This window comes from Streptomyces sp. NPDC005962, from assembly GCF_040629205.1.
Taxonomy (GTDB): domain Bacteria; phylum Actinomycetota; class Actinomycetes; order Streptomycetales; family Streptomycetaceae; genus Streptomyces.
Map to the genome: position 1 here is coordinate 351336 of NZ_JBEXVE010000003.1, position 20516 is coordinate 371851.

Genomic DNA, 20516 nt, shown 5'->3' on the forward strand with positions numbered 1-20516 from the left:
TCTCGCGCGTCATCTCGTCGCGCGTCATCCCGCGCCGAGCGCCTTGCGCAGGGCCGTCAGGTTCGACCGCATGACCTCGAGGTAGTCGCGGCCCTTGGACTTCTCCCCGATCCCCTCGAGGGGGTCGAGGACGTCTGTCTTCAGGTGGAGATCGCCTGCCAGGGTCTTCGCCGTCTTGTCGCTCACCAGCGTCTCGAAGAAGACGGTGTTGACCTTGTCCTTCTTGGCGACCGAGTGCAGCCCCCGCATCCGTGCCGGGCTCGGCTCGGATTCCGGGTCGACCCCGGAGATGGCCTCCTGGCGCAGCCCGTAGCGCTCGGAGAGATAGCCGAACGCCGCGTGGGTGGTGATGAAGGTATCGGTGCGGCGGCCCTTCAGCCCGGTCTTGAAGTCGTCGTTGAGGGCGCCGAGCTGCTTCACCAGGGCGGCGGTGTTCTTCCTGTAGGCGGCGGCATGGTCCGGGTCCGCCTTCTGCAGGGCCTTGCCGACGCCCTCGGCGACCCGGGCGTAGCGCACCGGGTCCAGCCAGATGTGGGGGTCGGCGGAGGCGTCGCCCTCGTGGACCGTATGCGCGTCGTGACCGTGCTCGTCGTGCCCGCCGTGCTCATGGCCGTCCTCGCCCTCCACCTCCGTCCCGTGGTCCTCCAGGGAGGTGTACGAGGCGGCGTCGGCGACGTGCCGCGGCTCGGCCTGGCCGATGGCCTGGTCGACGGACGGCTGGAGCCCCTTGAGGTAGACCACCAGCCCGGCCTCGCTGAGCTGGGCCGTCTGCCGGGGGCTGATCTCCAGGTCGTGCGGTTCGACGCCGGGCTTGGTCAGGGTGGAGACATGGACATGGCTCCCCCCGATGCGCTGGGCGAGGAACTGCATGGGATAGAACGACGCCACCACATCCAGCTTGCCGCCCGTCCTTCCGTCTCCGGGGTGGGAGGAGCAGGCTGTGAGCGTGGTCAACCCCATCGCGGCGGCCCCGACCAGGGCTGCCGTGGGGGACAGGCGGCGTATGTTCATGACTCTCATTTTCAACAAAGATGGAAACGGTTGTCAACAAGGGTCTTGTTCTTGATCGGTTCCGGTATCGATTTGATCCGGGGGGTGCCGCCGCCGGTAACCTGAAGCATTCGCTTCGCGTCCTCCAATGTCGTCATCAATGAAGAGAGCACCGTGGCCGCCGACAAGATCGACACCATCGTCAGCCTGAGCAAGCGCCGTGGCTTCGTCTATCCGTGCAGCGAGATCTACGGCGGCCAGCGAGCCGCCTGGGACTACGGACCGCTCGGCGTGGAGCTGAAGGAGAACATCAAGCGCCAGTGGTGGCGTTCCATGGTCACCTCGCGTGACGACGTCGTCGGACTCGACTCGTCCGTGATCCTCGCCCGCGAGGTCTGGGAGGCGTCCGGCCACGTCGCCACCTTCACCGACCCGCTGACCGAGTGCACCTCCTGCCACAAGCGGTTCCGCGCGGACCACCTGGAGGAGGCCTACGAGGCCAAGCACGGCAAGCTGCCCGAGAACGGCATGGCCGACCTCAACTGCCCGCACTGCGGCAACAAGGGCAGCTTCACCGAGCCCAAGCAGTTCTCCGGGCTGCTCTCCACCCACCTCGGCCCGACCCAGGACTCCGGCTCGGTCGCGTACCTGCGCCCCGAGACCGCCCAGGGCATCTTCACCAACTTCCTCGCCGTGCAGCAGACCTCGCGCCGCAAGCCGCCGTTCGGCATCGCGCAGCTCGGCAAGTCCTTCCGGAACGAGATCACGCCGGGCAACTTCATCTTCCGCACGCGTGAGTTCGAGCAGATGGAGATGGAGTTCTTCGTCAAGCCGGGCGAGGACGAGCAGTGGCACGAGTACTGGATGGAGCAGCGCTACAACTGGTACCGGGACCTCGGCATCCAGGAAGCCAACATCCGCTGGTACGAGCACCCGAAGGAGAAGCTCTCCCACTACTCGAAGCGCACCGCCGACATCGAGTACCGCTTCAGCTTCGGCGGCTCCGAGTGGGGTGAGCTGGAGGGCGTGGCCAACCGCACCGACTACGACCTCAAGGCGCACTCCGCGGCGTCCGGCCAGGACCTGTCGTACTTCGACCAGGAGGCCGGCGAGCGCTGGACCCCGTACGTCATCGAGCCCGCGGCGGGTGTCGGCCGCGCCATGCTGGCCTTCATGCTCGACGCGTACATCGAGGACGAGGCGCCCAACGCCAAGGGCAAGCTCGAGAAGCGCACCGTGATGCAGCTCGACCCGCGGCTCGCCCCGGTCAAGGTCGCGGTGCTGCCGCTGTCCCGCAACCCGGAGCTGTCCCCGAAGGCCAAGGGCCTCGCGGCCGACCTGCGCAAGCACTGGAACATCGAGTTCGACGACGCGGGCGCCATCGGCCGCCGCTACCGCCGTCAGGACGAGATCGGCACGCCCTTCTGCGTCACCGTCGACTTCGACACGCTCGACGACAACGCCGTGACCGTGCGCGAACGCGACACGATGAAGCAGGAGCGGGTCTCGCTCGACCAGATCCAGTCGTACCTGGGCGGCCGACTGATCGGCTGCTGACCAGCGCGTACGGCAGGACGCACAGCACGAGGACGGGCTCCGGCACCGCGGATAGAATGCCGCGGCGCCGGGGCCCGTCGTCGGCTTGGCAGATTCGGTTCGGAACGGGGGTTCACCAACCATGCGAGGCGTGACGCATCACATCACGGCCACCCGCGAGGACGGCACCGTCTTCGAGGTCAGCTACGGGTACGGCCCGGGGCAGCGGCGGCTTCTCGGCTGCCTGCACTGCGACTGGACGGAACGGATCACCTACGGCGGCGCCCGCCACAAGGGCCTCGACCACCTCGCCCAGGCCCACGGCGCCCTCGGCTCCCCGAACATGACGGCCGACGCGGCGGCACGCCGCCAGGCCCTGCTGATCATGTTCGCGTGCTTCGCGGTGGCCGCGGTGATGCTGTGGTGGGCGGCGTCGCAGGGCTGACCCGTCGGGTGTCCTTCGGCGGGCCGCCCAGCGCGAGCGCCGCGCACACCGCGGCCAGCGGCAGCTCCGCGCCCAGCGCCATCGCGACGGCTCCGGCCAGCTCTCCGCCCGAAGCGGCCGTCACCGTGTCGAACCACGCGTCCACCACCAGCAGCGTGCCGGTGGCGGCCGCGGTGAGGCGGTGGCGGTCGTCCCCGCGCCGCCGCAGGACGGCGGTGGAGAGCAGCCCGAGCGCTTCGAGTGCGTCCAGGCCCACCCAGGCCGCGTTCCAGTGCGCGACCTGGGCGGTGGAGGGGAGCGTCCGCGCCAGTACGTACAGCCAGGGGACCAGCGCCACCCCCGAGGCGAGCAGCACCGTCTCGGGGCGTATGCGGGCGATCCACGCCAGGCGGGAGCGCCGCGTCGTGGTGCGGCCCGTCGGCGCGGCGGGCCGGGCGGGGGCGTACAGGGCCGTCATGGGGCGGGTCTCCTTCCGGACGGCCCGTCGCTCGGGCCTGCCGACCAGCCTTGTCGGCGCCACCGCCCATGTCGGTCATGGCAGTTGCCGGGATGGGGTGGCACTGGTTGCACCCCATTTCCGGGCCCGAGCTCCAGCGCGCGGCCGCTCGGCGCCGCTCTAGAGTCGCCGTATGAGACTCCCGACCGTGCCGCGCGCCGCACGCGAACGCCTGCACCGGCTGCGGCGCGATGTCGTGTTCGGTGCCTCGGGCGCGGCGGTGCAGTTCGTGGCCTGGGCGGTGCCGATGAGCCTGCCGTGGCTGATCTACGAGGACACCTCGGCCCTTGGTGAGGTCATGCTCGCCCTCACCCTCCCTCTCGTCCTCCCGGCCGTGGCCACGCCGGTGCTGACGCGCGTCCAGCGGCGGCGGTTCGTGGCGCTGGCCGGGGTCGAGATCCACGGGCCCGGGCGGGCATGGCGGCAGCTCTGGTACCACCTGCTGGCCGGACCGGCGGTCGCCTGGGGCTGGGTGCTGGCCGTCATGATGGCCCTCGTGGGCTCCGTGGCCGTCACCGTGTACATCTGGGTGTGGGGCGTTCCGCTCTCCTGGCGGGTCGAACACGTCGGCTACTCGACCCGGGCCGCCTACGTCACGGCGGGCGGCGTGCTCCTGCTGGCCCTCGCCTACGCCCTCGTCGGCGCCCTCGTACGGCTCGACGCGCGCGCCGCGACCGCGCTGCTGGGCCCCGTACCGGCCAGGGAACTGGAGCGCCGGGTCGAGGATCTGACCGAGAGCCGCGCGGGCGTGGTCGACGCGGCCGATGCCGAGCGCCGCCGTATCGAGCGCGATCTGCATGACGGCGCGCAGCAGCGGCTGGTCTCCATGGCGGTCAACCTGGGCCTGGCCAAGGCCACTCTGACCGATCTGCCGGACGAGGCCCGGCAGGTCATCGAGGAGGCGCACCGGGAGGCCAAGGAGGCGATCGAGGAGCTGAGCAGTCTGGTGCGCGGCCTGCACCCGGCCGTCCTCGACGAACTCGGCCTGGACGCCGCCCTCTCCGGCATCGCGGCGCGCGCACCGCTGCCGGTACGGCTGCACGTCCATGTGCCGGAGCGAGCAGCCCCGACGGTCGAGGCCGTCGCGTACTTCGTCGTCTCCGAGGCCCTCGCCAACGTCGCCAAGCACGCGCGGGCGGATCGGGCCGACGTCACGGTCGTCCGCACCGGGGACACGCTGCGGATCGTCGTCGCCGACGACGGGGAGGGCGGGGCCGACGCCGCCCGGGGAACCGGTCTCACCGGGCTCGCCAAGCGGGCGGGGTCGGTGGACGGCACGTTCGGCATCAGCAGCCCCCGCGGGGGCCCGACCGTCATCACCGTGGAGCTGCCGTGCGTGCTGTGATCGCCGAGGATTCGGTCCTGCTGCGGATCGGCCTCGTCAAAGTCCTGCAGATGGCGGGCTTTGAGGTCGCGGCGGAGGCGGCGGACGCGGAGGAGCTGCTGACGGCGGTGGAGGAACACCGCCCGGACATCGCCGTGGTGGACGTACGCATGCCGCCGGGCTTCACGGACGAAGGCGTCCGGGCCGCCCTGCTGATCCGGCAGCAGTGGCCGGACACGGCGGTGCTGCTGCTCTCGCAGTACGTGGAGGAGCGGTACGCGGCCGATCTGCTCACCGCGCACACGAGCGGGATCGGCTATCTGCTGAAGCAACGCGTCGCGGACGTCGAGGAGTTCGTCGACGCGCTGCGGAGGGTGGCGGACGGTGGCACCGCGCTGGACCCGCAGGTCGTCTCCCAGCTTCTCGTCCGCCGCCACAGCGATCCGCTGGACCGGCTGACGCGGCGGGAGCGGGACGTGCTGGAGCTGATGGCGGGGGGCAGGTCGAACGCGGGCATCGCCGCGGCGCTGGTGATCAGCGAGTCCGCGGTGGCGAAGCACATCAACAGCATCTTCGCGAAGCTGGACCTGCCGGTCGCCGACGCGGACCACCGCCGGGTGCTGGCGGTGCTGCGGTTTTTGGGCGTGCGCTGAGCCCGGGGCGCCCCTGGTCCCCGGGCTGTCGGGGCGACCCGGGGATTTCGTGCTTGGTTACGCGCGCAGGCCGTTCAGGAGTAGTTCGAAGAGGTCGGTGAAGGCCAGTTCCGCGCCTGGGTCCGACCACTCTTTCGCGTAGACCGGGTCGTGGAAGTGGGCCGTCGCGGACCAGAGGGACTTGGCCGCCCTGCGGGCGTCGGAGTTTCTGAATTCGCCGTTCGCGATGCCGATTTCGACGATTTTCGTGAGGTGGTCGATCATCGTCTCGATGTGGCGGGCGACGGTGGCGCTGTTCTCGTCCGCCAGGGACAGGTACGTGGCGAACAGCTCCGGGTCGTCGCCCGCCTTGTGCCGCTTGGCGGCGAAGAGGGTGGCCAGCCACTCGCGCAGGCGGTCGGGCGCCGGGCCCTTGGCGCGGGCGATGGCGGACAGTTCGTCCTGGGCCTGGTCGAGCCACCGCTCGGTGACCGCCTCGCGCAGGGCCGCCTTGGTGCGGAAGTGGCGGTAGACACTGCCGTGGCTGACCCCGAGCGCGCGGGCGACGTCCACGACGGTGGCCTTGGCGGGGCCGTAGCGGCGCAGTACGTCCTCGGTGGCTTCGAGGACGCGGTCGGGCGTCAGGGGCGTCTCGGGCGGCGTCATCGGGTCCCTACTTCTTCTCGCTGTCGAGGTCGTGCATCCGGGCCTGCGGATAGCGGTCGCCCGCTGCGGCACCGGCCGGGACGGCCTCCTCGATCGCGGCCAGGTCGTCGCCGTCGAGCGTAGCGCCCAGTGAGCCCAGGGCTTCGGTCAACTGCTCATGTGTGCGGGAGCCGATCAGCGGCACGATGGCCGTGGCGTGCTTGGGCCCCTGGGCGAGCACCCAGGCGATGGCGGTCTGCGCGACGCTGATGCCCTTGTCATCGGCGACCTTGCGCAGGGCCTCGACCAGGTTGAGGTTGTGGTCGATGTTCTCGCCGCCGAAGCGCGGGCTGGCGCTGCGGAAGTCGTTGTCGGCGAGCTTGCGGTCCCGGCTCCAGTGGCCGCTGATCAGCCCGCGCGAGAGCACGCCGTACGCGGTGATGCCGACGCCCAGTTCACGGCAGACCGGCAGGATCTCGTCCTCGATGCCACGGGAGACCAAGGAGTACTCGATCTGCAGATCGCAGATCGGGGCGGTGGCGGCGGCCCGGCGTATGGTCTCCGCGCCCGCCTCCGAGAGCCCGATGTGCCGTACGTACCCGGCCTCGACCAGCTCGGCGATGGCGCCCACGGTCTCCTCGATCGGGACGTCGGGGTCGACGCGGGCGATGCGGTAGACGTCGATGTGGTCGGTGCCTAGGCGCTGGAGGGAGTAGGCCGCGAAGTTCTTGACGGCGGCCGGGCGGCCGTCGTAGCCGGACCAGCTGCCGCCGGGGTCGCGCAGTGCGCCGAACTTCACGCTGAGCAGGGCGTTTTCACGGTGGGCGGCGGGGGCGGTGCGCAGGGCCTCGTTGATGAGCAGTTCGTTGTGGCCCATGGCGTAGAAGTCGCCGGTGTCCAGCAGGGTGACCCCGGCGTCGAGCGCGGCGTGGACGGTGGCGAGGGACTCGGCGCGGTCGACGGGGCCGTACAGGGCGGACATGCCCATGCATCCGAGGCCGATCGCGGAGACCTGGGGGCCGGTGGTGCCGAGTTGGCGCAGCTGCATGGGGTGGCTCCTTGCGGGGACTCGTGGGCTGAGGGGTAACGCGTATGCGTTGACGAGCGTGGCAGATGCGATGACAGATTTCAATATCTGTCATCGCCTACCTGATATCCCCTTTCTGTTATCCCCTACCCGTCATCGCCTTCCTGTCATCGCCTACCTGTCATCCGACGTCTGTCATCGCCTTCCTGTCATCGCCCGTCCGTTATCGCGTACCTGTCATCCCCCGTCCGTTATCGCCTGGCTGTCACCCCCACGGCCTCCGCTCACGCCACCACGCGCGGCAGCCGCAGGCTCAGCGCGACCGTCAGCGCTATCGCCGCCAGCTGCGCCGCGAGTGTGATCATCAGTGCGTCGTCCATGCCCACCGACGGGGCCAGCGCGAGGAACAGCGTGCCGAGCGTGGCGACGCCCAGGGCCAGCGAGGACTGCTGGGTCGTGACCATCACCCCGCTGCCCACCCCGGCCCGCTCGGTCGGCACCTCGGACAGCACGATCCGGATCAGCACGGGCAGTTGCAGCCCCTGCCCGAGACCGGCCAGTGCGACGCCCGGCAGCAGCCCGGCCAGGGACAGGTCCGGCCAGTCGCGCGCCACGGCCAGCATCAGCAGCCCGAGGCCCGCCGCCTGGAGCAGTCCGCCGGTGGTCACCACGCGGCTGCCGTACCGGCCGACCAGGCGCGGCCCCAGGAGCGAGGCCACGAAGAACGCGGCGGCCATCGGCGCCAGTGCCATACCGGCCGCGACCGGCCCGTACCGCAGGCCCTGCTGCAGCGCGACCGCGATGACGAACATGAAGCCGCCGAAGCCGATCGAGAACGGCACCAGGATCGGCAGTCCGCGCCGCAGCCCGCGCGACGCGAACAGGCTCGGCGGCAGCAGGGGAGTGTTCCCGGCCCGGTCGGCGCGGCGCTCGATCACATAGAACGCCGTCGCCACGAAGGGGAACGCGCCCAGCAGCAGCCAGGTCCACAGCGGCCAGCCCGCCGCCCGCCCCTCGGTCAGCGGCACCATCAGCGTGAGCAGCGAGAGGGCCAGCAGCACCGTGCCCGGCACGTCCACCGGCGCGGGCCGGTCCGAGCGGGTCTCGGGCACCGTACGCACGGCCAGCGCCAGGCCGAGCAGCGCGACCGGGACGTTGACCAGGAAGACCGCGCGCCACCCGGTGCCCGCGATGTCCGCGGCCACCAGCACCCCGCCCAGGATCTGCCCCGCCACCATGGCGAGACCGGCCGTCGCGCCGTACATGCTGAGCGCGCGGGCGCGGTGCGAGCCGCTGGTGGAGGCGTGGATGGTGGCCAGCACCTGCGGCAGCATCAGCGCCGCCGACGCGCCCTGGGCGACGCGCGCCACGACCAGGCTCCACGCGTCCGGGGCGAGCCCGCAGGCCAGCGAGGTCACCCCGAAGGCCGCCATTCCGGTGAGGAAGAGCCGACGCCGTCCGAACGAGTCACCCAGCCGTCCGCCGAGGACGAGCAGCACCGCGTACGCCACGCCGTACCCCGCGACGATCAGTTCCAGTACGGCCGGGCCCGCGTTCAGGTCGCGGTCCATGGTGGGCAGGGCCACGTTGACGATGAAGAAGTCGATCAGGGGGAGGGCCGCCCCGAGCAGCAGGGTGAACAGCCCCGGCCCGCTCAGCGTCCCGCCGGGGGCCGTCCCGCCGGTCGTTGTCGCGCCGGGGGTCTTCACGGTGGCGCCCCGGGCGGTCGGGGCGAGGGCTCTGGTAGGGATTTCGGTGTCGGTCACACTGAAGACGATCCCGCCCCGCTCAGACGGGTACCAGAGTCTCTTTATCCTGGTACAAGAAGTACCTGGCAACCGGCTGAGCCCATGGGGCACCCTGGAGCCATGACCATCACGGTGCAGAGTGCCACAGGTGCTACGGCTGCCACAGGTGCCACGGTCGGCCGCCCGTCCGACATCAGACGGACCGAACTGGCGGCCTTTCTGCGCAGCCGCCGGGAGCGGATCACCCCCGAGCAGGTGGGGCTGGTCCGCGGCCGCCGCCGACGCACCCCCGGGCTGCGCCGCGAGGAGGTCGCCCAGCTCTCCACGGTGGGCGTCACCTGGTACACCTGGCTGGAGCAGGCCCGGGACATCCATGTCTCGGCGCAGGTCCTCGACGCCATCGCCCGCGCGCTGCTCCTGGACCGCAGCGAGCGCGCGCATCTCTTCGTACTCGCCGGGCAGGTCGATCCGAAGCCCGGGAACGAGTGCACGGGCGTGCCGCAGTCGCTCCAGGTGATGCTGGAGCAGTTGGAGCCGTTCCCGGCGTGCGTGCAGAACGCCCGGTTCGACCTCCTCGCGTACAACCGCTCCTACCGGCTGCTGATGTGCGATCTGGACGCGCTGCCGCCGGAGGACCGCAACTGCATGTGGCTGGCCTTCACCAACGACGAGTGGCGGGCGAGCCTGGTCGAGCGGGAGGAGACGATCCGGCTGATGGCCGCCAAGTTCCGCTCGGCGATGGCCGAACACGTCGCGGAACCCGCGTGGAAGGCGCTGCTGAGGCGGCTGGAGGAGGCCTCACCGGAGTTCCGGGAGATCTGGGCACGCCATGAGGTCGTCCGGCCCGGCGACAAGATCAAGATTTTCCGGCAGTCGAACGTGGGCGTGCTGCGGCTGACCTCGACCAGTCTGTGGACCGGCCCCAGCCAGGGGCCCAAGCTGCTCACCTACACCCCGGCGGACGCGGAGTCCCGTGAGCGGCTGGACGCGCTTCACGCCCTCGCGCTCGACTGGGCCGAGGTCTGACCCGTCGGCCCGCCCTCCTCGAACAGCGCGGCGGCGTGCTTCGTGGTGGCCAGTGCCCAGCGGCCGGTGGTCAGCGCGCCCAGCAGCAGGATGACGGCACCGCACCCGGCGATGATCCACCAGGCCGGGCGGGCGGCGTCCACGAACGCGGTGGCCGCCGCGGCCGAGGCCTTGTGGCCCGCCACCGCGTCCGTCACCCCGGCCGCCGCGCCCGCGGCCAGCACGGCGCCGATCACCGCGACCCCCAGCGACTGGCCCACTTGGCGGCTGGTGGAGGCGACCGCCGACGCGACCCCGGCCTGCGAACGGGGCATCCCGGAGACGGCCGTATTGGTGATGGGCGCGTTGACCAGGCCGAATCCGATACCGAACAGCACATAGCCGGTCAGCAGCAGCACATTGGTCGACTGGGCGTCGAAGGCCGCGAACAGCACCCCGCTCGCCGCCATCGTCACCCCGGCCAGCAGCAGCGGCAGCCGGGGCCCGCCGTGGCCCACCAGCCGCCCGGACAGCGGTGCGCAGATGAAGCACATGAACGCCATCGGCAGCATCCACAGCCCGGCGTGCAGGGCGTCGAGCCCGCGGATGTCCTGCAGATAGAGCGTGTTCAGGAAGAGGAAGCCGCCGAGCGCCGCGAACGCGCTCACCGCGATCACCGTCGCCCCGCTGAAGGGGGCGCTGTGGAAGAAGCGCACATCGATGAGCGGTTCGGGGCGCCGCCGCTCGTAGCGGATCAGCGCGACGAGCCCGACGACGGCGACCGTCGCGCAGACGGTGATCAGCGGCGACCCCCAGCCGTGTCCCGGCGCCTCGATGATGGCGTACGTCAGGGAGCCGAGGACGGCGATGACCAGCAGCTGGCCGATGGGGTCGGGCCTGCGGGGCTTCGGAGCGCGCGACTCCGGCACGAAGCGGGCGGTCAGCACCATCGCCGCGAGCCCGACCGGAAGGTTTATCCAGAAGATCGAGCGCCAGCCGACCGACTCCACCAGCACCCCGCCGACGATCGGCCCGGCCGCCATGCTGATGCCGACGACGCCGCCCCACACCCCGATCGCCCGGGCCCGCTCCCGGGGCTCGGTGAAGGTGTTGGTGATGATTGACATGGCCACCGGGTTGAGCATCGAACCGCCGATGGCCTGCACCATACGGAACCCGACCAGCGCCCCCAGGTTGGGCGCGAGGCTGCACAGGGCCGAGCCGAGAGTGAAGATCACCAGCCCGGTCTGGAAGATCCGCTTGCGCCCGATCCGGTCGGCCGTCGACCCGGCGAGCATCAGCAGCGCGGCGAGGACGAGGGTGTACGCGTCGATCGTCCACTGCATTCCGGAGACGGAGGCGTGCAGATCGTTGCGCATCGAGGGCAGGGCGACGTTCAGCACGGTGTTGTCGAGGCTGACGAGCAGCAGGCTCATACAGCAGATCGCCAGCACGAACATGCGCCGCCGGGGGCTGAGCTCAGGCATGGTTGAACGCTACAACGATGTCGGGGGTACGACGGTGTGAACCGCCCGGCCGATTGCCTGCGCGAGTGCGGGACAATGAGAGGTCCGGTCCGTACGACGACGCGTACGGCGATCCGGTACGGCCACCCATACGAACGTCTTACCCGCACCGCGAGGAAGCTCACCCCATGACCCAGACGCAGCTGCAGATCGGCCCGCACACGGTCCAGCCACCGGTCGTACTCGCGCCGATGGCCGGGATCACCAACGCGCCGTTCCGCACCCTGTGCAGGGAGTTCAGCGGCGGCAAGGGGCTCTTCGTCAGCGAGATGATCACGACCCGGGCGCTGGTCGAGCGGGACGCCAAGACCATGCGGCTGATCCACTTCGACGGCACCGAGAAGCCGCGCTCCATCCAGCTGTACGGGGTCGACCCGGTGACGGTCGGCAAGGCCGTGCGGATGATCGTGGACGAGGGCCTGGCCGACCACATCGACCTCAACTTCGGCTGCCCGGTGCCCAAGGTGACCCGTAAGGGCGGCGGCTCGGCGCTCCCGTACAAGCGGAACCTGCTGCGCGCGATCCTGCGCGAGGCCGTGACGGGCGCGGGCGCGCTGCCGGTGACCATGAAGATGCGCAAGGGCATCGACGACGACCACATCACCTATCTCGACGCGGGCCGGATCGCGGTCGAGGAGGGCGTGACCGCGATCGCGCTGCACGGCCGCACCGCGGCCCAGCACTACGGCGGCACGGCGGACTGGGACGCCATCGCGCGGCTGAAGGAGACCGTCCCGGAGATCCCGGTACTGGGCAACGGCGACATCTGGTCCGCCGAGGACGCGGTGCGGATGATGAGCCGGACCGGATGTGACGGCGTGGTCGTCGGGCGCGGCTGCCTGGGGCGGCCGTGGCTCTTCGGCGACCTGGTCGCCGCCTTCGAACCCGGCGGAGCGACCGGCGGCGCGGACGGTTCCGCCCGGCCCACGCTGAAGGAGGTCGCCGCCGTGATGCGCCGCCACGCCGAGCTGCTCGCCGAGTGGCTGGAGAACGAGGAGCGCGGCGTGATCGACTTCCGTAAGCACGTCGCCTGGTACACCAAGGGCTTCTCGGTCGGCTCCGAGATGCGCAAGCGGCTCGCGATCACCTCGTCCCTGGCCGAGCTGGACGAGCTGCTGGCCGGTCTTGACCTGGACCAGGAGTGGCCGTCCGGCGCCGACGGCCCCCGCGGCCGCACCTCCGGCCGCAACCGGGTGGTGCTCCCGGACGGCTGGCTGGCGGACCCGTACGACTGCGCGGGCGTGACGGCGGACGCGGAGCTGGACACCTCGGGCGGCTGAGCCCGGTTCAGCGGGAGCGGCTGAGCCCGGTTCAGCGGGACGAGCCGACCGCCAGGTCCAGCGCCAGCGCCGCCGTCCAGCTGAAGTCCCGGGTGCCGCGCGCCTCCTCCGTGTACGGGTCGACGTACTCGGAGAATCCGGTCGCGGCGGCCACCTCCAGGGCGGCGGCCCGCAGCGCGTCCGCCTCGTCCACCGCGCCCTGCAGCCGCAGCCCGCGCTCCAGGAGCCAGTTGACGTTGAACCAGGCGGGGCCGCGCCAGTAGCGGGACGGGTCGAAGGCATGGCCCAGCAGGTCGTAGCTGGGCACCAGGCGCACCGAGGTGCCCAGCCCGAAGTGCTCGCCCGCGGCCGTGCGGAGCAGCGCGCCGACCGTGGCCCGGGGCAGCTCCGGGACGAGCAGCGGCAGCAGGCCCGCCGCGCTCAGCTCGGGGATCAGGCCCCCGCCGACCACATCGCGGCACAGGAACAGCCCGGCGGCCGGGTCCCACAGCCGGTCCAGCAGGGCGGCGGTCAGCCGGGCGGCCCGGGCGCGGTGCGGCCGGGGGTCCGCGCCGACGTCCCGGGCGATCTCGGCCAGGGCGTGTTCGGAGGCGATGAGCAGTGCGTTGACGCCCGGGTCCTCGACCACGAAGGAGAGCGTGCCGGGACGGTCCGCGTAGCCCCCGTCCCGGTAGTCCGCCGCGAGCCGTACGTAGCGTCCGTAGTCCAGGTCCGTGGGACGGTCGGCGGCCGCGCCGTGGTCGAGGTCGGCGCGGTGGAACGTCTCCGGCGGGACGGGCTCGACGCGGGCCAGCGGGGCGTCCCAGCAGGGGCTGTTGTCCATGCCCGGCTCCCAGGGGTGGACCACCGACACCAGCCCGCCGCCGCCCAGGTCGCGCCGGTCGGTCAGATAGCGGTGCCAGGCGGCGAGCCGGGGGTACGTACGGGCCAGGAAGCCGGACCGTACCGAGGCGCGCGGGTCGGCGCGGTGGACCAGCAGACAGGCGAGCGCGTGCACCGGCGGCTGGACGATCCCGGAGGTCGCGGCGCCGATGCCCCTTGGGGACGGGCACCAGAAGTCCGGGCCCGGGAAGTAGGGGCCCGGCGGCACCGCGGGGTTGTAGACGATGTGGGGGACGCGTCCGTCGTCCCACTGGGCCGTGAGCAGGGTTTCCAGCTCCCGCTGGGCGCGGCGTACCGAAAGATGACGCGATCCGATCGCGATGAACGCCGAATCCCAGCTCCACTGGTGCGGATAGAGGCCGCGCGAGGGGACCGTGGAGGAGCCGGTCCAGTTCTCGTCGAGGACTCGCCGCGCGCCGGGCATCACCTGCGCGAGCGCGGGCCGGGCGCTGGTCACGGGCCCTCCTCGTTATCGCTTATGCAGGCACGATACCGGGCCCGCGACACCGTTCACCTGCGGATCGCTCATCTGAGCGAGCCCCCTCTCTTCGTGTCCAAGGAGTGAGATGAGGCCCTCCAGGAAGGGGTGATTCTCGCCACTCTGATCAGCCTCTCGCTCAAATGAGCGGCCGCGAAGGGGTGGCGCGGTGGCCACCCGCTGCGCTCACCTCCTCAATGCGTGGCACTCAGTGTCACGCTCTCGACGTTCGAGACCTCGAACCAGCAGTGACAGAACGTAGCGAAGGGGCCTGCCGTCATATGCGTGCCGTATGCATGCGTTCGACTCTTGAAGGAGTGCTCCGCACCACTCCATTCGGCGGCGCACTTTCGAACACGTGGCAGGCGGGTGGTTACGGCCCGATGACGGTGGAGTGGACATACTCAGGAGCCTTCGATCTGGGTACGCTCCCCGCCGTCAGGGCAGCCGAGCCGAGGAGATCGAGTCCCGTGCCGGAAACACAAGATCAGCAGAAGTTCGTTTACGACTTCACCGAGGGCAACAAGGATCTCAAGGACCTCCTCGGTGGGAAGGGCGCGAACCTCGCCGAGATGACCAATCTCGGTCTCCCCGTGCCACCGGGATTCACCATCACCACCGAGGCGTGCAAGGTCTACCTCGACAGCGGTTCCGAGCCCGCGGCCCTCCGCGACGAGGTGAGTGCGCACCTCGAAGCCCTTGAGGGAAAGATGGGCAAGAAGCTCGGCCAGGCCGACGACCCGCTGCTGGTATCCGTACGCTCCGGCGCGAAGTTCTCGATGCCCGGGATGATGGACACCGTCCTCAACATCGGCCTCTCCGACGAGTCCGTCGCCGGGCTCGCCGCGCAGGCGGGCGACGACCGGTTCGCCTGGGACTCCTACCGCCGCCTCATCCAGATGTTCGGCAAGACCGTGCTGGGTGTGAACGGTGACCTCTTCGAAGAGGCCATCGACGCGGCCAAGCAGACCAAGGGCGTCACCGTCGACGTCGACCTTGACGCCGCCGACCTCAAGAAGCTGGTCGCCGAGTTCAAGTCGATCGTCGCGCAGGAGACCGGCCGCAGCTTCCCGCAGGAGCCGCGCGAGCAGATGGACCTTGCCGTCCGGGCCGTCTTCGACTCCTGGAACGGCGACCGCGCCAAGCTCTACCGCCGCCAGGAGCGCATCCCGCACGACCTGGGCACCGCGGTCAACATCTGCTCCATGGTCTTCGGCAACCTCGGCCCCGACTCCGGCACCGGCGTCGCCTTCACCCGCGACCCCGCCAGCGGCCACCAGGGCGTCTACGGCGACTACTTGCAGAACGCCCAGGGCGAGGACGTCGTCGCGGGCATCCGCAACACCGTGCCGCTCGCCGATCTGGAGCAGATCGACAAGCGCTCGTACGACGAGCTGATGCAGATCATGGAAACGCTCGAAACGCACTACAAGGACCTGTGCGACATCGAGTTCACCATCGAGAGCGGCAAGCTGTGGATGCTGCAGACCCGGGTCGGCAAGCGCACCGCCGGTGCCGCTTTCCGGATCGCCACCCAGCTGGTCGACCAGGGCCTGATCAACGAGGCCGAGGCGCTGCGCCGGGTCAACGGCGCGCAGCTCGCGCAGCTGATGTTCCCGCGCTTCGACGAGGAGGCCGCGGCGAGCGACGCTGTACGGAAGATCGGGCGCGGCATCGCCGCCTCCCCGGGCGCCGCCGTCGGCAAGGCCGTCTTCGACTCGTACACCGCCGTCAAGTGGTCCCGCTCCGGTGAGAAGGTCATCCTCATCCGCCGCGAGACCAACCCCGACGACCTGGACGGCATGATCGCCGCCGAGGGCATCCTCACCTCCCGCGGCGGCAAGACCTCGCACGCCGCCGTCGTCGCCCGCGGCATGGGCAAGACCTGTGTGTGCGGCGCCGAGGACCTGGAGGTCGACACCAAGCGCCGCCGCATGATCGTGCCGAGCCCGGACGGCAAGGACGACCTGGTCATCGAGGAGGGCGACGTCGTCTCGATCGACGGCTCCTCCGGCAAGGTCTACCTCGGCGAGGTCCCGGTCGTCCCGTCCCCGGTCGTCGAGTACTTCGAGGGCCGGATGCACGCGGGCGCCGACGACGCCGACGAGCTGATCGGCGCTGTGCACCGGATCATGGCGTACGCGGACCGGGTCCGCCGCCTGCGGGTACGGGCCAACGCGGACAACGCCGAGGACGCCGCCCGCGCCCGCCGCTTCGGCGCCCAGGGCATCGGGCTGTGCCGCACCGAGCACATGTTCCTCGGTGAGCGCCGCGAGATGGTCGAGCGGCTGATCCTCGCGCACGGCGACGAGGAGCGCGACGCCGCCCTCGGCGAGCTGCTGCCGCTCCAGAAGAAGGACTTCGTGGAGCTGCTCGAGGCGATGGACGGGCTGCCCGTCACCGTCCGGCTGCTCGACCCGCCGCTGCACGAGTTCCTGCCCGACATCACCGAACTGTCGGTGCGCGTCGCGCTCGCCGAGTCCCGCAAGGACCACAACGAGAACGACCTGCGGCTGCTCCAGGCCGTCCACCGGCTGCACGAGCAGAACCCGATGCTGGGCCTGCGCGGCGTCCGCCTCGGCCTCGTCATCCCCGGTCTGTTCGCCATGCAGGTACGGGCCATCGCCGAGGCCGCCGCCGCCCGCCGCAACGCCAAGGGCGACCCGCGCGCCGAGATCATGATTCCGCTCGTGGGCACCGTGCAGGAGCTGGAGATCGTCCGCGAGGAGGCCGAGCAGGTCATCGCCGAGGTCGAGCGCGCCCACGGCGTGGACCTCAAGCTCTCCCTCGGCACCATGATCGAGCTGCCCCGCGCCGCGCTGACCGCCGCTCAGATCGCCGAGTCCGCCGACTTCTTCTCCTTCGGCACCAACGACCTCACCCAGACCGTGTGGGGCTTCTCCCGCGACGATGTCGAGGCCAGCTTCTTCACCGCGTACCTGGAGAAGGGCATCTTCGGCGTCAGCCCCTTCGAGACCATCGACAAGGACGGCGTCGGCGCCCTGGTCCGCGACGCCGCCCGGGCCGGACGGGCCACCCGCCCCGACCTCAAGCTCGGCGTCTGCGGCGAGCACGGCGGCGACCCGGAGTCCGTCCACTTCTTCCACGAGGTGGGCTTGGACTACGTCTCCTGTTCCCCGTTCCGCATCCCCGTAGCCCGCCTGGAGTCGGGCCGAGCGGCGGCCAACGGCCGCTGACGGCGGCGAGCGCGGGCCGCTGAGGCCCGCCGGGACCACCGGGGCCCAGCCGGGATCACCCACCCTCACCCGGCACCGGCCCCGGACCTCAAAGGGGGCGGCACCTTGTGCGGAGGTGCCGCCCCCTTCCTTGACCGGCGTGGATCAGCCGGATGGGGCCGGGAGGGCGGGCCGCTGTCGGCGTATCCGGTACGGGGCCCGGATCAGCAGCCGCCCGCCCGGCTATGGGGTAGCGGCGCGCGCAGCGCGCCGGACAGCAGCGTGCAGGCGCTCACCGGCCGGACATCGGTGACTGTTGCGGCAGCCGGGGCAGCCCACTGCGTGGTCGAGGAACCGGGCCCAGGCCGTCGGCTGGGGAGCCATGCGGGCGGCGGCCTTCCGGCGGGCCCGCTTCCAGAGAGGCTTCATCGCTGCCGTCTGATGGGCTCGTCGCGGGCGAGGAGGCTGCCGAAGGGGTCGCGTTGCTTCGGGAACGTGGGCGCGCAGCCGGGGCAGGCGTAGACGGTGCCGCCGCCGGCGCTCGCGCCGTGCCCGATCGCGACGACGACCGGCTCCCTCGTGGGCGTCTGGCAGCGGGCGCAGATCTGGACCGTCACCGGGCCGTCGCCTCCTTGGCGGGCTCGGCGGCGATCGCCCGGGCCAGGGCCTCGCGCAGCCGGTTCGCGCCGGTCAGGTACCGGTCGGGGCCCACCGGGATGCGCCAGTGCAGGCGCGGACCCTCCGTCCAATGCGCGGGCGGAACGCCGACGTACGTGACCTCGGCGGCGTGCGCACCGAGAGCGTGGATGTTCTGCATGCGGCCCCACCACTCGGCGTGGCCGCTGGGGATGAGCCAGTACATCAGGCCGTAGTCCGCGATGACGGCGCCGGACGTGTCGCCGAGTAATTCGAGGGCGCGTTCGCCGATCTCGGCGGGCGCGCGAAGGACGTCCCAATACGGGCCGACCTTGACCATCTCTACTTCGCCGCGCGGTGGAGTCCACGGCGCGGGTGTTCTGTTGTTCTGCACGGGAGCCCTCGACGTCATCGGTGATCAGGTGATGACTGACAGTAGGGGCGCCGTGGCAGGGGTAGGGACACAGCTTGTGTCCCTACCTCGGTCAGACCACGCCGAGGCGCATGCCGAACTCCACCAGCGCTCGGTTGCGATTCGTGTTCAGCATGGTGCTGGTGGTCTCGCGGACACCCGCATGCATCCGCGTCGCCTGTGGCGCCAACCGCTCGGCTTCGAGGAACGAGTCAAGGGCTTGATCGTGCTGCCCGTTGTAGTAACGCGCCCGGCCCACGTCGATGTAATGGTGCGAGCGCCGTTCCTGCGCGTACTGGGCGGGGAACTTGCCCGAGATGTGCTCGGCGCGGCGCACCGCGTCCCGGCCTTTGCCCATCTCCACGGGCAGCGAGACGGACCAGATGGCGACGTTGGTCGGGCCGAATTGCAACTGGTAGTCGTTGCGGTCCCCGGCCAGTTGGGCGGCCAGCCGCTCCGCCTTCTCCAACTCGGCCTCGGCCGCCTTCCCTGCCGTGGCTCGCGCGTAGTTCAGGCTCGCCTTGAGGTGGAAGGCCCCGGTGAGCGAAACCTTCTCCGGCCGGTCGCTGCTGATGCTGCCCAGCTCGGTGAGGGTGTCGTCGATGATGGCGCCTGCCTCGTCGTGCTCGCCGATGCTCAGGAATTCGCCGGCGTTGTACCAGCGGGCGGACAGCGCACGTAGCGGATCGTCCGTTTGCTCTGCGGACCACACGACCCGTTCGGTGGCGAGGGTGGCGTCGGAGCTGCGGCCGAGCTTGTAGAGGTACTGCATGGCGCACTCATAGCCAGACGCCAACAGGTCGTAAGCCGCCCGGCGTTCGTCTCCCGTGGACACGTCGGCGGCCACTTGCAGGTCACGGAGAAGCGCCGGCAGCAGGTTCCCGCTCTTCGCGAGCGCGGCAGTCTGCCGGTATCGATTCGCTTCAGCGACCCGCGCGCGCAGTTCGGGAAGGTCTACCTCGGCGGCCTCCTGGTCGGAAGGCCGGGTAGGGCGGCCGTGACGCAGGAGTGCACGCCGCACTGCGGCGACGGCAGCGACGGCGGCCTGACCGTCGAGATCCGAGTCAGGGGGCGTGTAGGGCTGGCCGGTGATTTCAGTGGGGTGGCAGTCGAGCGCCTTGACGAACGTGAGGATCACGTCGGCCCGGTCCAACGACCGTTTGCCCTGCTCGAACTTCTTCACGGACGAGAGTGAGTAGCCACTCTCCTGCGCGAGCTTGCGCTGATCCCAGCGGCGACGCATCCGCAGCCGGGCGAGCCTCTGACCATTCGTCTGTGCGCCCTCAGGCACGCCAAAATTCTCGGGCATCTTGAGCTCCGTTCTGACGTAGACACTCAGAACGGTACCCCCGTAGCAGGGGGAGTTATGGCCGGTCGGCTCTCACTTCACGCGCGCCGGGGAGGCTCACTCACCGGCTACGGGACACTCCCAGCTCGATGAGATACCGCTTGGTCACCCTGCCCCCGTATCGCCCGTCGATCAGGTTCGCGACGCACCCCAGCAGCCCGTTCCTGGCCGCTTCCGGGAGCGCTCGGTGGCCGGAGTAGGTGCGCAGCAGGTCCAGGTAGTCCGACGTGGCGTACGTGAGGTCCTGCTCGTAGCGGCGGAAGACCGTGGGGCCGAACCTTCCGCTTCGGGTCACCTCCTCCGCATGGTCCGAGCCGTCGATGTCGGCGGCCGCGGGAGGGCGCAGGCCGGGCGGTGTCTCCGGGTCGAAACGCTCGTAGCAGCGCTGGACCCCGACGAAGAACTCCTCGGTGCCGCCCCACACATGCTGGCTGCGCACCACGGCGAGCGCTCCGCCCGGACGCAGCGCATCGGCGGCCTTGGTGATCCGTACCGCTGGGTCGATCCAGTGGAACGCCGTCGCCGAGACGACCGCGTCGAACGGCTCCTCCGGCAGCGGCCAGCTCTCGAACTCCGCCGTCACCACCTCCACCGCCGCGGCCCCGGCCAGGTTGCGGCGGGCGACCGCGGTCATGTGCGGGCCCGCCTCGACGGCCGTGATCCGGCAGCCCCGCCCGGCCAGCGGCACTGTCGCCTGCCCGGTCCCGCAGCCCACCTCCAGCACGCGGCTGCCGGGGCGGACACCCGCGAGTTCCGTGAGGCCGTCGTACAGCTCCGGCGGATATCCGGGCCTGGCTCGGTCGTACAGCTCCGCGTCCTCGTCGAACGTCCGGCTCAGGCGCGCGCGCCGGGACTCCTCGGGCCGGTCGTCGCGCCGTGCGGGCGTGGTGTTGTCGGGCATGCGGAGCAGGCTAGCGAGGTCGGCCCCGC

General features: G+C 70.9%; 18 protein-coding genes. 7 read left to right on the forward strand and 11 right to left on the reverse strand.

Features of this window, described 5'->3' with window-relative positions:
- Positions 1 to 24 precede the first annotated feature (24 nt).
- The gene (locus tag ABZ370_RS07770; RefSeq protein WP_358617924.1) at positions 25 to 1011 is read right to left on the reverse strand and encodes a metal ABC transporter substrate-binding protein; all 987 of its coding nucleotides are present in this window, start codon (positions 1009 to 1011) and stop codon (positions 25 to 27) included.
- Between the two features lie 153 nt (positions 1012 to 1164).
- Here ABZ370_RS07770 and ABZ370_RS07775 point away from each other — a divergent pair, with 153 nt between their 5' ends.
- Positions 1165 to 2547, forward strand: coding sequence for a glycine--tRNA ligase (locus tag ABZ370_RS07775; protein ID WP_358617927.1), 1383 nt, complete (start codon positions 1165 to 1167; stop codon positions 2545 to 2547).
- A gap of 121 nt (positions 2548 to 2668) precedes the next feature.
- Complete coding sequence (locus tag ABZ370_RS07780; protein WP_358617930.1) at positions 2669 to 2971, forward strand: hypothetical protein; 303 nt, start codon at positions 2669 to 2671, stop codon at positions 2969 to 2971.
- Here the strand turns inward: ABZ370_RS07780 and ABZ370_RS07785 are convergent.
- On the reverse strand, positions 2910 to 3428 hold the full coding sequence (locus tag ABZ370_RS07785; RefSeq protein ID WP_358617932.1) for a hypothetical protein: 519 nt from the start codon (positions 3426 to 3428) through the stop codon (positions 2910 to 2912). The genes ABZ370_RS07780 and ABZ370_RS07785 overlap by 62 nt on opposite strands.
- Before the next feature lie 172 nt (positions 3429 to 3600).
- Here ABZ370_RS07785 and ABZ370_RS07790 point away from each other — a divergent pair, with 172 nt between their 5' ends.
- Both ABZ370_RS07790 and ABZ370_RS07795 read left to right on the forward strand, forming a co-directional pair.
- Positions 3601 to 4812: a sensor histidine kinase gene (locus ABZ370_RS07790; RefSeq protein ID WP_358617934.1), complete on the forward strand. Its 1212-nt coding sequence runs from the start codon at positions 3601 to 3603 to the stop codon at positions 4810 to 4812.
- On the forward strand, positions 4800 to 5444 hold the full coding sequence (locus ABZ370_RS07795; RefSeq protein WP_358617938.1) for a response regulator transcription factor: 645 nt from the start codon (positions 4800 to 4802) through the stop codon (positions 5442 to 5444). Before ABZ370_RS07790 ends, ABZ370_RS07795 begins: the two co-directional genes overlap by 13 nt.
- 57 nt (positions 5445 to 5501) lie before the next feature.
- On the opposite strand, the gene ABZ370_RS07800 is transcribed toward ABZ370_RS07795, so the two are convergent.
- The 3 genes from ABZ370_RS07800 to ABZ370_RS07810 all read right to left on the reverse strand — a co-directional run bounded on the left by ABZ370_RS07800 (position 5502) and on the right by ABZ370_RS07810 (position 8753).
- Positions 5502 to 6089: a TetR family transcriptional regulator gene (locus tag ABZ370_RS07800; RefSeq protein WP_358617940.1), complete on the reverse strand. Its 588-nt coding sequence runs from the start codon at positions 6087 to 6089 to the stop codon at positions 5502 to 5504.
- Positions 6090 to 6096: 7 nt separating this feature from the next.
- Complete coding sequence (locus tag ABZ370_RS07805) at positions 6097 to 7116, reverse strand: aldo/keto reductase (RefSeq protein WP_358617943.1); 1020 nt, start codon at positions 7114 to 7116, stop codon at positions 6097 to 6099.
- 263 nt (positions 7117 to 7379) lie between these two features.
- Entirely contained in the window at positions 7380 to 8753 is a 1374-nt protein-coding gene (locus tag ABZ370_RS07810) for an MFS transporter (RefSeq protein ID WP_358618353.1), read from the reverse strand.
- A 210-nt stretch (positions 8754 to 8963) separates the two neighbouring features.
- Here ABZ370_RS07810 and ABZ370_RS07815 point away from each other — a divergent pair, with 210 nt between their 5' ends.
- Positions 8964 to 9869: a helix-turn-helix transcriptional regulator gene (locus ABZ370_RS07815; RefSeq protein ID WP_358617945.1), complete on the forward strand. Its 906-nt coding sequence runs from the start codon at positions 8964 to 8966 to the stop codon at positions 9867 to 9869.
- On the opposite strand, the gene ABZ370_RS07820 is transcribed toward ABZ370_RS07815, so the two are convergent.
- Positions 9836 to 11335 (reverse strand): MFS transporter, encoded by a 1500-nt coding sequence (locus ABZ370_RS07820; protein ID WP_358617947.1) that lies wholly within the window; start codon positions 11333 to 11335, stop codon positions 9836 to 9838. The two genes, ABZ370_RS07815 and ABZ370_RS07820, sit on opposite strands and share 34 nt — an antisense overlap.
- Positions 11336 to 11502: 167 nt before the next feature.
- Between ABZ370_RS07820 and dusB the strand changes: the two genes are divergently transcribed.
- Positions 11503 to 12654: a tRNA dihydrouridine synthase DusB gene (gene dusB, locus ABZ370_RS07825; protein ID WP_358617950.1), complete on the forward strand. Its 1152-nt coding sequence runs from the start codon at positions 11503 to 11505 to the stop codon at positions 12652 to 12654.
- A gap of 31 nt (positions 12655 to 12685) precedes the next feature.
- Here the strand turns inward: dusB and ABZ370_RS07830 are convergent, their stop codons facing one another.
- A complete protein-coding gene (locus ABZ370_RS07830; RefSeq protein ID WP_358618354.1) occupies positions 12686 to 13960 on the reverse strand; it encodes a hypothetical protein in 1275 nt (424 codons plus the stop codon).
- A gap of 524 nt (positions 13961 to 14484) precedes the next feature.
- On the opposite strand from ABZ370_RS07830, the gene ppdK reads away from it, so the two are divergent.
- A complete protein-coding gene (gene ppdK, locus ABZ370_RS07835; protein ID WP_358617953.1) occupies positions 14485 to 17211 on the forward strand; it encodes a pyruvate, phosphate dikinase in 2727 nt (908 codons plus the stop codon).
- Between the two features lie 404 nt (positions 17212 to 17615).
- Here the strand turns inward: ppdK and ABZ370_RS07840 are convergent, their stop codons facing one another.
- The 4 genes from ABZ370_RS07840 to ABZ370_RS07855 form a co-directional block, all read right to left on the reverse strand.
- Complete coding sequence (locus ABZ370_RS07840) at positions 17616 to 17807, reverse strand: hypothetical protein (protein ID WP_358617955.1); 192 nt, start codon at positions 17805 to 17807, stop codon at positions 17616 to 17618.
- Positions 17804 to 18238: a hypothetical protein gene (locus tag ABZ370_RS07845; RefSeq protein WP_358617958.1), complete on the reverse strand. Its 435-nt coding sequence runs from the start codon at positions 18236 to 18238 to the stop codon at positions 17804 to 17806. Before ABZ370_RS07845 ends, ABZ370_RS07840 begins: the two co-directional genes overlap by 4 nt.
- A 73-nt stretch (positions 18239 to 18311) precedes the next feature.
- Positions 18312 to 19529: a helix-turn-helix transcriptional regulator gene (locus ABZ370_RS07850; RefSeq protein WP_358617960.1), complete on the reverse strand. Its 1218-nt coding sequence runs from the start codon at positions 19527 to 19529 to the stop codon at positions 18312 to 18314.
- Positions 19530 to 19647: 118 nt separating this feature from the next.
- Entirely contained in the window at positions 19648 to 20487 is an 840-nt protein-coding gene (locus ABZ370_RS07855; RefSeq protein WP_358617963.1) for a class I SAM-dependent methyltransferase, read from the reverse strand.
- Positions 20488 to 20516: the final 29 nt, after the last annotated feature.